Below are 14,758 nucleotides of genomic sequence, written 5' to 3' on the forward strand. Positions count from 1 at the left end.
TGGTGCGCGTGAGCCAAGCGAACCCCACGCCCCCGTCCGAGCCCTCGTCGACCCCGGGCGCCGAGGCGCCCCCGACCGCCGCCGGCCCCGCTCCCGGGACCCCGGCGGCCCCCGCCCCCGAGCCGGCCCCCGCCGCGGAGCCGGCCCCCGCCGCGGAGCCGAAGAAGCCGGCCGCCCGGCGCAGCACCGCCGGCACGCGCACGACGCGCACCACGACCTCGAAGGCGGCCCCGAAGACCGCCGAGAAGGCGGGCACGAAGTCGGCGGGCACCAGGGCCGCCGGGACGAAGGCGGCGGGGACGAAGTCCCCGGGCACGCGCAGCGCCACCACCAAGGCCGCCGCGAAGACCGGCACGGGCACGGGCGCCGCCCGGACGACTGCCACGAAGCCCGCGACGCGCAAGGCACCGGCCCGGCGGCGCAAGACCGCGTTCTCGCGCGAGCACCTCGTCTACGGGCGCATCCCGATCGTGGACGTCAGCCCGGTCGTGGAGGACGGGCGCTTCCCGGCCAAGGCGGTCCCCGGCCAGTCCGTGCGGGTGGGCGCCACCGTCTTCCGCGAGGGCCACGACGCCCTGGGCGTCACCGCGGTGCTCTTCGACCCGCAGGGCGCCGAGGCCGAGCGCGTCCCGATGCGCCTGGTCGCCCCCGGCACGGACCGCTACGAGGCCTGGCTGACCCCCGGGTCCGAGGGTGCGTGGACCTTCGCCGTCGAGGGCTGGGGCGACCTGTTCGAGACCTGGCGCCACGCCGCCGAGATCAAGGTCGGCGCCGACCAGGACGTCGAGCTGATGATGGACGAGGGCATCCGCCTCCTCGAGGCCGCCGCGGCGGAGGAGGGCCGTGAGGCGGCCGAGGCCGAGCTCTTCCGCGGCGCCGCCCGCACCCTCGGCACCCGCGAGCTGCCCGCCGGGCACCGCCTCGAGGCCGTCCTCTCGCCCGAGGTGCTGGCCGCCGTGGCCGAGCACCCCGTGCGCGACCTCGTCACCGAGAGCCGCCGCTACCCGCTCAAGGTCGAGCGCACCGCCGCCGGCCGGGGCTCCTGGTACGAGTTCTTCCCCCGCTCCGAGGGCGCCGTCCTCGACGCGGAGACCGGCACCTGGACCTCCGGCACCTTCCGCACGGCCGCCGAGCGGCTCCCGGCCGTGGCCGACATGGGCTTCGACGTCGTCTACCTGCCCCCGATCCACCCGATCGGGCGGGCCCACCGCAAGGGCCCGAACAACACGCTCGTCGCCGGGGCGCAGGACCCCGGCTCCCCGTGGGCGATCGGCGGCCCCGAGGGCGGGCACGACGCCGTCCACCCCGACCTGGGCACCTTCGAGGACTTCGACGCGTTCGTGGCCCGTGCCCAGGACCTCGGGCTCGAGGTGGCCCTCGACCTGGCGCTGCAGGCCTCCCCGGACCACCCCTGGGTCAGCGAGCACCCCGAGTGGTTCACCACCCGGGCCGACGGCTCCATCGCCTACGCCGAGAACCCGCCGAAAAAGTACCAGGACATCTACCCGCTGAACTTCGACAACGACCCCGAGGGCCTCTCCCTCGAGGTGCTGCGGATCGTGGAGCTGTGGATCTCCCACGGCGTGCGGATCTTCCGCGTGGACAACCCCCACACGAAGCCCCTGTGGTTCTGGGAGTGGCTGATCGGCGCGGTCGAGGCCAAGCACCCGGGCATCGTGTTCCTCGCCGAGGCGTTCACCCGCCCGGCCATGATGCAGGGGCTCGCGCGCGTCGGCTTCCAGCAGTCCTACTCCTACTTCACCTGGCGCAACACCAAGCAGGAGATCGAGGAGTACTTCCACGAGATCAGCCGGGTGACCTCGGCGGTCTACCGCCCGAACTTCTTCGTCAACACCCCCGACATCCTCACCGAGTACCTGCAGTTCGGCGGCCCGGCGGCCTTCAAGGTCCGCGCCGCGCTCGCCGCCACCGGTTCTCCGCTGTGGGGCGTCTACGCGGGCTACGAGCTCTTCGAGCACGTCGCCCGGCCCGGGGCGGAGGAGTACATCGACAACGAGAAGTACCAGTACCGGCCCCGGGACTTCGCGGGCGCGGAGGCGCGCGGGCAGTCGCTGGCCCCGTACCTGCGCCGGCTCAACGAGATCCGCCGCCGGCACGCCTCGCTGGGGGACCTGCAGAACCTCACGGTGCAGTCCACCTCCGACGACGCGCTGGTCGCCTACTCGAAGACCAAGACCGTGCGCCACGGCGGCAGCACCGTCAAGGACACCGTCGTCGTGGTCGTCAACGTCGACCCGCACGCCGTGCGCGAGGGCACCGTGTGGCTCGACCTGGAGTCGCTGGACCTGGACGACGCCGACTTCAACACGGACGGCAGCTTCTGGGTCGACGATCTGCTGACGGGCGACTCCTGGAAGTGGGGCACGCACAACTACGTGCGCCTGGACCCGCACCACGAGCCGGTCCACATCCTCCACGTGCGGCGCAACGTCAAGTAGGGGGCCCACCGCCTCCCCGTCGGGGCCTCCCCGGGCCGCTGCGGCCCGGGGAGGCCCCGACGGCACCCCGACCGACCTCCCCGACCTGTCCGAAAGGCGGCACCCCCGCATGAGCACCTCGCCGTTCTCGCTCAACGCCCCCGGCATCTCGCACGACCCCGACTGGTTCCGCAAGGCGGTGTTCTACGAGGTGCTCGTCCGGGCGTTCTCCGACGCCAACGGCGACGGCTCCGGGGACTTCTCCGGGCTGATCGAAAAGCTCGACTACCTGCAGTGGTTGGGCATCGACTGCCTGTGGATCCCGCCCTTCTACGAGTCGCCCCTGCGCGACGGCGGCTACGACATCTCGGACTACTACTCCGTCCTCGACGAGTTCGGCACGATCAGCGACTTCAAGCGGCTCGTGGCGGAGGCCCACGCCCGCGGCCTGCGCGTGATCACGGACCTGCCCCTGAACCACACCAGCGACCAGCACCCGTGGTTCCAGGCCTCGCGGGAGGACCCCGAGGGCCCGTACGGGGACTTCTACGTGTGGTCGGACACCGACGAGAAGTACCAGGACGCCCGGATCATCTTCGTGGACACCGAGGAGTCGAACTGGACCTTCGACCCGATCCGCCGGCAGTTCTTCTGGCACCGCTTCTTCTCCCACCAGCCCGACCTCAACTTCGAGAACCCGGCCGTGGTCGAGGCCGTGTTCGACGTCGTGAAGTTCTGGCTGGACATGGGCATCGACGGCTTCCGGGCCGACGCCATCCCCTACCTGATCGAGGAGGAGGGCACCAACTGCGAGAACCTTCCCGGCACCCACGACTTCCTCGTGAAGCTGCGGGCCATGGTGGACGCGGAGTACCCGGGGCGGGTCATCATCGCCGAGGCCAACCAGATGCCCCACGAGGTCGTGGAGTACTACGGCACCGAGGACGCCCCCGAGTGCCACATGTGTTTCCACTTCCCGATCATGCCCCGGATCTTCTACGCGCTGCGGGACCAGAAGGCGACCCCGATCATCGAGACGATGCGCGAGACCCCCGACATCCCGCGCGGCACCCAGTGGGGCACGTTCCTGCGCAACCACGACGAGCTGACCCTGGAGATGGTCACCACCGAGGAGCGCCAGGCGATGCTCGGCTGGTACGCCCCCGACTCCCGCATGCGCGCCAACGTGGGCATCCGCCGCCGGCTGGCCCCGCTGCTGGACAACTCGCGGGCCGAGCTCGAGCTGATCCACGCGCTGCTGCTGTCCCTGCCGGGCAGCCCGTTCCTGTACTACGGGGACGAGATCGGGATGGGCGACAACATCTGGCTCGACGACCGCGACGCCTCCCGCACGCCCATGCAGTGGACCCCGGACCGCAACGCGGGGTTCTCCAAGGCGGACCCGGGCAAGCTCTACCTGCCGGTCGTCCAGTCGCTCGTCTACCACTACAACCAGGTCAACGTGGAGGCGCAGCTGGCGTCGTCGTCGTCCCTGCTGCACTGGATGCGCCAGATGCTCGCGGTGCGCAAGGCGCACCCGGCCTTCGGCACGGGCTCCTACGTGGAGGTGGAGACCGACCACGACTCCGTGCTCGCGTTCCTGCGGGTGCTGCCCGACGACGAGACCGAGGACGGCCGCGGGGAGACCCTGCTGTGCCTGTTCAACCTGGCCCACACCCCGGCGTGCGCCCGCGTGCGCCTGCCCCGGTTCGCGGGCCGGGGGCTGCGGGAGCTCTTCGGCGGGGACCTCTTCGGCGAGGTGGACGAGGCCGGGGAGTACCGCATCACCCTGGGCAGCCAGGACTTCTTCTGGCTGCGGATGCGGGCCGCCCCGCGCGACGACGGCACCCACCCGCAGACCACCGCGCTGCCCATCATCACCACGACTCCCAGCGCCTGAGCACCGGCACGGCCCGCCCGCGACGGAAGGACCCGACACCATGAGCGACCAGCACACCGACGAGCTCCTCGACCTCCTGCGCCGCTGGCTGCCACGGCAGCGGTGGTTCCCCTTCGCCGAGGCCCAGGACGCCGCCCTGCGGGTCGTCGCCCAGCTGCGCCTGCCCGGAGCCCCGGAGGGGGCCGAGGCACGGATCCTGCTGGTGGCCGCGGCGCACGGGGAGCGCACCGAGCTGCTCCAGGTGCCCCTGACCTTCCGGCACGAGCCGCTGCCGGGCGCCGACCGGTTCCTGGTCGGCGAGCTGACGGCGGCGCACGACGAGGAGGCCGGCGGGCCCGCCGACGCGACGGCGGCCGCAGGCGGCCTGCGGGCGCTGCGCGAGCGGGCCGCCCGTGCCGGCCGGGCGGTGGCCGAGCGCACGGGGCTGCCCGTGCCCGGGGCCGAGGAGGCGCCCGCCGGGCCGTGGGTGCACGACGGCGTCGGGGACCCTGCGTTCGTGGGCCCGGCCCTGGAGCTGCTGCGCCACGGGGGTCAGGCCGGCGGGGGACCGCTGGGCCCGACGGTCACCGGGGCGCACGGCGGGGCCGTGCGCGTGGGCTGGCCGGTCGAGGACGCCGGGCAGGTCCGGGTGATCGCGAGCGAGCAGTCGAACTCCTCGGTGATCCTCACCCCGCCGGCGGGCGCGGCCGACGCCGTGCCCGTCATCGTGAAGTTCTTCCGCGTGGTGGGGGAGGGGGCCAACCCCGACGTCGAGGTCGGCCGGGAGCTCACCGAGCTCGGCTGTCCCGCGGTCCCGCGCACCGTCGGCTGGCTCGACGCCCGCTGGCGCTCCGGGATCGCCGCGCACGAGGGCCAGCTCGCGGTCGCCACGGAGTTCCTGGCCGGCTCCGCCGACGCGTGGGCGCAGGCGGTGGCCGCCGCGGAGCGAGGGGAGGACTTCACCGAGGAGGCCGACCGGCTCGGGCGCGCCACCGCCCGCGTCCACCACGACCTCGCGCGCGCCTTCGGCTCCGAGGCCCCCGACGACGACGAGCGCGCCCGGCTGCTGGGCGGGCTGGCCGACCGGATCCGCTGGGCCCGGGCCGAGACCGGCACGCTGTTCCAGGACCGTGCCGCCGAGCTCGACGCCGTGCTCGCCGAGCTCGACCGGGCCCAGGACCTGCCGGAGCTGCAGCGCATCCACGGGGACTACCACCTGGGCCAGGTCCTGCGCAGCGCCGAGGGCGAGTTCAAGATCCTCGACTTCGAGGGCGAGCCGCTGCGCCCGATCGAGGAGCGCACGCGCCCCGACGTGCCCCTGCGCGACGTCGTGGGCATGCTGCGCTCCTTCGACTACGCGGCCGCGTTCGCCGCGCGCGCCGGCGCCCGGGACGCCGAGGCGTGGGGACGGGAGGTCGCGGAGGCCTTCCGGGCCGGCTACGAGCGGGTCGCCGGCCGCCGCGTGGACACCGGCTCGCCGCTGTTCCTGGCCCTGTGGCTGGACAAGGCCCTCTACGAGGTCGTCTACGAGCAGCGCAACCGTCCCGACTGGGTGGAGGTCCCCGCCGCGGCGGTGCGTCGTTCACTGAACGGGCTCCGGTCGCGTAGCGTGAGCCCTGAGCACGCGGCCGCTCCGGCGGCCCCCGACGACGACAGCTCCCGGACCGGTGGCCGAGCGCCGCGGCCGGGAGCGGAAACCGAGGACGCAGTGACCGCCAGCAGCCCGAAGGACCGCTCCGCCGCCGCGACCGGAGGCACGGGGGCGACCCCCGCCGCGGGGCCCGCCGGACCGGTGCCCGTGCCCGAGCACGTGCTGGCCGCCGTCTCCGAGGGACGCCACCACGACCCCCACTCCGTGCTCGGCGCCCACCCCAACCCGGACGGCACCGTCACGGTGCGCACCCTCCGCCGGTTCGCGACCCGCGTGGCCGTGGTCACCGAGGACGGCAGCCACGAGCTCGAGCACGAGTGGGGCGGGATCTTCACCGGGGTCGTGCCCGCGCGCGAGCCCGGCCGCATTCCCGACTACCGCCTCGACGTCACCTACCGGGACCTCGAGCCGCAGCGCTCCGACGACCCCTACCGCTTCGCGCCCACCCTCGGCGAGCTCGACCTGCACCTGATCGGGGAGGGCCGCCACGAGACGCTGTGGACCGTGCTCGGCGCCCACGTCCGGGCCTACCCCTCGGTGCTGGGCGACGTCACGGGCGTGAGCTTCGCCGTGTGGGCCCCCAACGCCCAGGCCGTGCGGGTGATCGGCGACTTCAACGGCTGGGACGGGACCGAGCACGCGATGCGCTCCCTCGGCTCCTCGGGGGTGTGGGAGATCTTCGTGCCCGGCATCGGCTCGGGCGCCACCTACAAGTTCCGCATCCTGGGCCGGGACGGCGGCTGGCGGGAGAAGGCCGACCCGATGGCCTTCGGCACCGAGGTCCCGCCCTCGACGGCCTCCCGCGTCTTCGCGTCGGACTACGAGTTCCAGGACGACGAGTGGATGGCCCGCCGCGCCGCGTCGGACCCCCACAACGCCCCCATGAGCGTCTACGAGCTGCACATCGGCTCGTGGCGGATGGGCCTGGGCTACAAGGAGCTGGCCAAGGAGCTCGTCGAGTACCTCACCTGGCAGGGCTTCACCCACGTGGAGTTCATGCCGGTGGCCGAGCACCCCTTCGGCGGCTCGTGGGGCTACCAGGTGACCTCGTACTACGCCCCGTCCTCCCGCTTCGGCAGCCCGGACGAGTTCCGCTACCTCGTCGACCAGCTCCACCAGGCCGGCATCGGCGTGATCGTGGACTGGGTCCCGGGGCACTTCCCGAAGGACGAGTGGGCCCTCGCCCGCTTCGACGGCGAGCCGCTCTACGAGCACGCCGACCCCCGCCGGGGCGAGCACAAGGACTGGGGCACCCTCATCCCCGACTACGGGCGCAACGAGGTCCGCAACTTCCTCGTGGCCAACGCCTCCTACTGGCTCGAGGAGTTCCACGTCGACGGGCTGCGCGTGGACGCCGTCGCCTCGATGCTCTACCTCGACTACTCCCGCAACGAGGGCGAGTGGGAGCCCAACGTCTTCGGCGGGCGCGAGAACCTCGAGGCCATCGCCTTCCTCAAGGAGGCGAACGCCACCGCGTACCGGCGCACCCCGGGCATCGTCATGATCGCCGAGGAGTCGACCTCCTACCCCGGCGTCACCCGTCCCACGGACGCGGACGGCCTCGGCTTCGGGCTCAAGTGGAACATGGGCTGGATGCACGACACCCTCGAGTACATGGCCGAGGACCCGGTCAACCGGCACTACCACCACAACAAGCTCACGTTCTCGATGGTCTACGCCTTCTCGGAGAACTTCATGCTGCCGATCTCCCACGACGAGGTCGTCTACGGCAAGGGCTCGCTGCTGCGCAAGATGCCCGGCGACCGGTGGCAGCAGCTCGCGAACGTGCGCGCCTACCTCGCCTACATGTGGGCCCACCCCGGCAAGCAGCTGATCTTCATGGGCACCGAGTACGCCCAGGAGTCGGAGTGGTCCCAGGAGCACGGCCTGGACTGGTGGCTGTCCGAGACCCCGCCGCACAAGGGCGTCCAGGAGCTGGTCCGGTCCCTCAACGGTCTCTACCGTGCGACCCCCGCGCTCTACGAGCGGGACAACGACCCCGCCGGCTTCGAGTGGATCGACGCCGGGGACGCCGGGCGCAACACGCTGTCCTTCACCCGGTGGGACGAGCAGGGCAACCCGCTGGTGTGCGTGGCCAACTTCGCCGGCAACCCGCACGAGGGCTTCCGCCTCGGCCTGCCGTGGGCGGGGGAGTGGACCGAGGTCCTCAACACCGACGCCGAGCACTTCGGCGGCTCCGGCGTCGGCAACCTCGGCAAGGTCGTCGCCGAGGAGGGGGCGCACAACGGCAAGCCCGCCTCCGCCGTGCTGACCGTCCCGCCGCTGGCGGTGCTCTACCTCAAGCCCGCCGGCGCCTGAGCCGCACCCGCCCCGTGCACCGAGGGCCCCGATCCGGCGGATCGGGGCCCTCGGCCGTTGCCGGACCGGGGCCGCCGCACCCGTTTTGCACGACCGGCCCGGAGCGGGTAAGTTCATCCGAGTCGCCGCGGCGAGGGTCCCGAGAGGGGAACCGACCCGGGCGGCACGGCACTCCAGCGCGGTACCGGACGAGCAGCTCGCGAAGTTGCGAAGAACCGGGAGCGTGCTAGAGTTCCAGCTCGTGAACTTCGCCGGACGGCGGACGGAAGCCCTGCGGACGACCAGTGGTCGACCCGGGATTGACCGGCCGGAACGGACGGCGTAAGGTTGCAGAGCACTCCGGAAGGCAAGGCATCGCGACGATGCGCCGAACCGGTCTGTTGTTTGAGAACTCAATAGTGTGCCATGTTTGTTGATACCGGATGTTTTTTGTCTGGTTGATGGATCGCTGTGCCCTGCCTCCGTGGGGTGTGGTGGTCTTGTCGGCCGGGGTTTTGTTTTCTGTTTTTTGACGGAGAGTTTGATCCTGGCTCAGGACGAACGCTGGCGGCGTGCTTAACACATGCAAGTCGAACGCTGAAGCTCCAGCTTGCTGGGGTGGATGAGTGGCGAACGGGTGAGTAATACGTGAGTAACCTGCCCTTGACTCTGGGATAAGCCTGGGAAACCGGGTCTAATACTGGATACGACGTCCTACCGCATGGTGGGGGGTGGAAAGGGTTTTACTGGTTTTGGATGGGCTCACGGCCTATCAGCTTGTTGGTGGGGTAATGGCCTACCAAGGCGACGACGGGTAGCCGGCCTGAGAGGGTGACCGGCCACACTGGGACTGAGACACGGCCCAGACTCCTACGGGAGGCAGCAGTGGGGAATATTGCACAATGGGCGCAAGCCTGATGCAGCGACGCCGCGTGAGGGATGACGGCCTTCGGGTTGTAAACCTCTTTCAGCAGGGAAGAAGCCACAAGTGACGGTACCTGCAGAAGAAGCGCCGGCTAACTACGTGCCAGCAGCCGCGGTAATACGTAGGGCGCAAGCGTTGTCCGGAATTATTGGGCGTAAAGAGCTCGTAGGCGGTTTGTCGCGTCTGCTGTGAAAGCCCGGGGCTCAACCCCGGGTCTGCAGTGGGTACGGGCAGACTAGAGTGCAGTAGGGGAGACTGGAATTCCTGGTGTAGCGGTGAAATGCGCAGATATCAGGAGGAACACCGATGGCGAAGGCAGGTCTCTGGGCTGTTACTGACGCTGAGGAGCGAAAGCATGGGGAGCGAACAGGATTAGATACCCTGGTAGTCCATGCCGTAAACGTTGGGCACTAGGTGTGGGGGACATTCCACGTTCTCCGCGCCGTAGCTAACGCATTAAGTGCCCCGCCTGGGGAGTACGGCCGCAAGGCTAAAACTCAAAGGAATTGACGGGGGCCCGCACAAGCGGCGGAGCATGCGGATTAATTCGATGCAACGCGAAGAACCTTACCAAGGCTTGACATCCACCGGACCGCACTGGAGACAGTGCTTCCCTTCGGGGCTGGTGGACAGGTGGTGCATGGTTGTCGTCAGCTCGTGTCGTGAGATGTTGGGTTAAGTCCCGCAACGAGCGCAACCCTCGTTCTATGTTGCCAGCACGTGATGGTGGGGACTCATAGGAGACTGCCGGGGTCAACTCGGAGGAAGGTGGGGATGACGTCAAATCATCATGCCCCTTATGTCTTGGGCTTCACGCATGCTACAATGGCCGGTACAAAGGGTTGCGATACTGTGAGGTGGAGCTAATCCCAAAAAGCCGGTCTCAGTTCGGATTGAGGTCTGCAACTCGACCTCATGAAGTCGGAGTCGCTAGTAATCGCAGATCAGCAACGCTGCGGTGAATACGTTCCCGGGCCTTGTACACACCGCCCGTCAAGTCACGAAAGTTGGTAACACCCGAAGCCGGTGGCCTAACCCCTTGTGGGAGGGAGCCGTCGAAGGTGGGACCGGCGATTGGGACTAAGTCGTAACAAGGTAGCCGTACCGGAAGGTGCGGCTGGATCACCTCCTTTCTAAGGAGCCGTTGACCGCCGTGTGGTGGTCGCCCCCGCCTGAGTGCCCGTTCGTGGTGCTGGTGGGGTGAGCTCATGGGTGGAATATCAACGAACGAGTGGCCGCACACCACGGCCGCCGTCTCCTGCTGTCCCCGTTGCGGGGTGGTCGGTGCTGGTGGTGGTGGGGTGCTGGTGGTGCGGGTCTGTTCAGTACCTGCTCCTGGGGGTTCCTTGACGGGGGCCTGTGGGGGTGGTGGAACGCGGGTCCGGTGCTGCTGGTGCTGGTGTGGTCCTTGGCGCACTGTTGGGTCCTGAGACAACAGGCCCCTCTGTTGTCGCTGTCCTGCTGTGGGTCGGTCGCGGGTTCGTCCTGTGGTCGGCGTGGTGGGGTGGTGGTGCGGGGGGTGTGGTGTTTCGGTTGTTCCCGGCGCCCTGCGTCGGATGCTTGTCCCGGGTCTGGTCCCGTTCTCCGTGGTGGAGGGCGGGGGTGGGTTCCTGGGGGTGGCGTCCGGGTGGTGTGGGGTGTGTGGGTTGTTGTTTGAGAACTGTATAGTGGACGCGAGCATCTTGAAGACGCCGCACCGTGCTCGCCCCGTTCGCGGGGTGGGTTCCTGCCTGTCGGGTGGGGTGGTGCGGGACGTTTTCGTGATTTGTGATCGCCGCCGGCTGCCGGCCGTGGTGCCCTCGTGCTGTCCTTCCCGTTGTGTCGGGGTGGGTGGTGTGGTGGTGCCCGGTGTGTGGCCGGTCGGTGTGTTCTGTGATCATGTGGCAAGTTTTCAAGGGCGTACGGTGGATGCCTTGGCATCAGGAGCCGATGAAGGACGCGGTAATCTGCGATATGCCTCGGGGAGCTGATAAACGAGCTGTGATCCGAGGGTCTCCGAATGGGGAAACCCCGCCGCGTGTTATGCGTGGTGACCCGTACCTGAATTCATAGGGTGCGTGGAGGGAACGTGGGGAAGTGAAACATCTCAGTACCCACAGGAAGAGAAAACAACAGTGATTCCGTCAGTAGTGGCGAGCGAACGCGGAAGAGGCTAAACCGGTGGTGTGTGATACCCGGCAGGGGTTGCATCATCGGGGTTGTGGGGCGTGTTTGTCCTGGGTCTGCCGGCCCGGGCGTGTGAGTGCAGGGCGATAGTCGAACCGGTGTGAGTGCCGGGCCGTAGAGGGTGGAAGTCCCGTAGACGAAATCGTTGCTGCCGCATGGAGCGCGTGCCCAAGTAGCACGGGGCCCGAGAAATCCCGTGTGAATCTGCCAGGACCACCTGGTAAGCCTAAATACTCCCTGATGACCGATAGCGGACCAGTACCGTGAGGGAAAGGTGAAAAGTACCCCGGGAGGGGAGTGAAATAGTACCTGAAACCGTGCGCCTACAATCCGTCGGAGCCTTACGGGGTGACGGCGTGCCTTTTGAAGAATGAGCCTGCGAGTTAGTGTTACGTCGCGAGGTTAACCCGTGAGGGGTATCCGTAGCGAAAGCGAGTCCGAACAGGGCGTGTGAGTGGCGTGATCTAGACCCGAAGCGAAGTGATCTACCCATGGCCAGGTTGAAGCGCGTGTAAGAGCGCGTGGAGGACCGAACCCACTTCAGTTGAAAATGGAGGGGATGAGCTGTGGGTAGGGGTGAAAGGCCAATCAAACTTCGTGATAGCTGGTTCTCCCCGAAATGCATTTAGGTGCAGCGTTGCGTGTTTCTTGCCGGAGGTAGAGCTACTGGATGGCCGATGGGCCCTACAAGGTTACTGACGTCAGCCAAACTCCGAATGCCGGTAAGTGAGAGCGCAGCAGTGAGACTGTGGGGGATAAGCTTCATAGTCGAGAGGGAAACAGCCCAGACCACCAACTAAGGCCCCTAAGCGTGTGCTAAGTGGGAAAGGATGTGGAGTTGCTCAGACAACCAGGAGGTTGGCTTAGAAGCAGCCACCCTTGAAAGAGTGCGTAATAGCTCACTGGTCAAGTGATTCCGCGCCGACAATGTAGCGGGGCTCAAGTACACCGCCGAAGTTGTGGCATTGCACCAATGATACCCAACCGGTCCTCTTCGGGGGTCCGGTTCAGGTGGTGCGATGGGTAGGGGAGCGTCGTGTGGGCAGTGAAGCTGCGGGGTGACCCAGTGGTGGAGCCCACACGAGTGAGAATGCAGGCATGAGTAGCGAAAGACGGGTGAGAAACCCGTCCGCCGAATGATCAAGGGTTCCAGGGTCAAGCTAATCTGCCCTGGGTCAGTCGGGACCTAAGGCGAGGCCGACAGGCGTAGTCGATGGACAACGGGTTGATATTCCCGTACCGGCGAAGAACCGCCCCTATCGAACCGGGGACACTAACCACCCGAACCGGGCCACGCGGTGACCATTGGTCATCGCCGGCGCCGGGGAGCGTGGGACCTGAACCGGGGAGGTAAGCGTATTAACAGGTGTGACGCAGGAAGGCAGCCGAGCCGGGCGATGGTAGACCCGGTCCAAGCGTGTAGGGCGATCCGTTGGCAAATCCGCGGATCACGGGCCTGAGACGTGACGGGACCCCCATTCGTGGGGGGATTCGGTGATCCTATGCTGCCGAGAAAAGCATCGACGCGAGGTTCCAGCCGCCCGTACCCCAAACCGACACAGGTGATCAGGTAGAGAATACCAAGGCGATCGAGAGAATCATGGTTAAGGAACTCGGCAAAATGCCCCCGTAACTTCGGGAGAAGGGGGGCCCGGACCGTGAACGGAACATGCTTCCGGGAGCGGGTAAGGGCCGCAGAGACCAGGGGGAAGCGACTGTTTATCAAAAACACAGGTCCGTGCGAAGTCGCAAGACGATGTATACGGACTGACTCCTGCCCGGTGCTGGAAGGTTAAGAGGACCCGTTAGCCTCACGGCGAAGCGGAGAATTTAAGCCCCAGTAAACGGCGGTGGTAACTATAACCATCCTAAGGTAGCGAAATTCCTTGTCGGGTAAGTTCCGACCTGCACGAATGGAGTAACGACTTCCCCGCTGTCTCAACCATGAACTCGGCGAAATTGCAGTACGAGTAAAGATGCTCGTTACGCGCAGCAGGACGGAAAGACCCCGAGACCTTTACTATAGTTTGGTATTGGTGTTCGGTGTGGCTTGTGTAGGATAGGTGGGAGACTGTGAAGCGGGCACGCCAGTGCTCGTGGAGTCATCGTTGAAATACCACTCTGGTCACTCTGGACATCTAACTTCGGCCCGTGATCCGGGTCAGGGACAGTGCCTGATGGGTAGTTTAACTGGGGCGGTTGCCTCCTAAAGAGTAACGGAGGCGCCCAAAGGTTCCCTCAGCCTGGTTGGCAATCAGGTGTCGAGTGTAAGTGCACAAGGGAGCTTGACTGTGAGAGCGACAGCTCGAGCAGGGACGAAAGTCGGGACTAGTGATCCGGCGGTACATTGTGGAATGGCCGTCGCTCAACGGATAAAAGGTACCTCGGGGATAACAGGCTGATCTTGCCCAAGAGTCCATATCGACGGCATGGTTTGGCACCTCGATGTCGGCTCGTCGCATCCTGGGGCTGGAGTTGGTCCCAAGGGTTGGGCTGTTCGCCCATTAAAGCGGTACGCGAGCTGGGTTCAGAACGTCGTGAGACAGTTCGGTCCCTATCCGCTGCGCGCGCAGGAAATTTGAGAAGACCTGTCCTTAGTACGAGAGGACCGGGACGGACGAACCTCTGGTATGGCAGTTGTACCGCCAGGTGCACCGCTGCTTCGCTACGTTCGGAAGAGATAACCGCTGAAAGCATCTAAGCGGGAAGCTCGCTTCGAGATGAGATTTCCACGCACCCTCGTGGTGCGAGAGGCCCCCAGCGAGACCACTGGGTTGATAGGCCGGAGGTGGAAGCACGAACCAACGACGTGCGCAGCCGACCGGTACTAATAGGCCGACAACTTACCCACAACCCCCACCCCTGGTGGGGCACAGAACACCGCGTCCACTATACGGCTCCCAACCAACAACCCCCGTCCCCGACCCCGTGGTCGGGCAACGGTACGGGAACCACAACTGAATACTCACGAGCAGTCGTGACACGACTTCCCACCCACCCCGGGCACCCCCCCGCGGGCCGGGCCGCGGAGAACGAGTTACGGCGGTCATAGCGTGGGGGAAACGCCCGGTCCCATCCCGAACCCGGAAGCTAAGACCCACAGCGCCGATGGTACTGCACCCGGAAGGGTGTGGGAGAGTAGGACACCGCCGGACCACACCAGAAGGGTCGAGCCCCCGCACCACACGGTGCGGGGGCTCCCCGCATTCAACCAGCACCGATCCACACCCCCGCACAGCCCCCGCACCCCACGGTCCGGGGGCTTCCTGCCACCCCCGGACACCGGATTGGGCACCGCCCCGGACACCGCACCGAATACCGGATTGGGCCCCGGTTTGGACACCGCCCCCGGGCACCGGACGCCGTGCCGGCAGCACCTCGCAGGGGACACCGGTGCGAGG

At 67.5% G+C, this 14,758-nt stretch carries 3 protein-coding genes and 3 rRNA genes; all 6 read left to right on the forward strand.

All coding sequences use genetic code 11. The features are described 5' to 3' along the window. Positions 1-8 precede the first annotated feature (8 nt). The 6 genes from AS188_RS06390 (at position 9) to rrf (ending at position 14,512) form a co-directional block, all read left to right on the forward strand. Positions 9-2,459 carry an alpha-1,4-glucan--maltose-1-phosphate maltosyltransferase gene (locus tag AS188_RS06390; protein WP_373865628.1) on the forward strand — a complete coding sequence of 817 codons (2,451 nt, stop codon included), beginning with the start codon at positions 9-11 and terminating at the stop codon, positions 2,457-2,459. A gap of 109 nt (positions 2,460-2,568) precedes the next feature. Further along, positions 2,569-4,338, forward strand: coding sequence for a maltose alpha-D-glucosyltransferase (treS, locus tag AS188_RS06395; RefSeq protein WP_058858151.1), 1,770 nt, complete (start codon positions 2,569-2,571; stop codon positions 4,336-4,338). Between the two features lie 40 nt (positions 4,339-4,378). Beyond that, entirely contained in the window at positions 4,379-8,287 is a 3,909-nt protein-coding gene (glgB, locus tag AS188_RS06400; RefSeq protein WP_058858152.1) for a 1,4-alpha-glucan branching protein GlgB, read from the forward strand. 508 nt (positions 8,288-8,795) lie between these two features. Next, a 16S ribosomal RNA gene (locus AS188_RS06405) occupies positions 8,796-10,324 on the forward strand. Positions 10,325-11,072: 748 nt separating this feature from the next. Continuing rightward, positions 11,073-14,208, forward strand: a 23S ribosomal RNA gene (locus AS188_RS06410). 187 nt (positions 14,209-14,395) lie between these two features. Then, positions 14,396-14,512, forward strand: a 5S ribosomal RNA gene (gene rrf / locus AS188_RS06415). The 16S, 23S and 5S rRNA genes sit together here, the layout of an rRNA operon. The last annotated feature ends 246 nt before the right edge of the window (positions 14,513-14,758 follow it).

The organism is Kocuria flava (genome assembly GCF_001482365.1).
In the GTDB taxonomy this organism is placed as follows: Bacteria; Actinomycetota; Actinomycetes; order Actinomycetales; family Micrococcaceae; genus Kocuria; species Kocuria flava.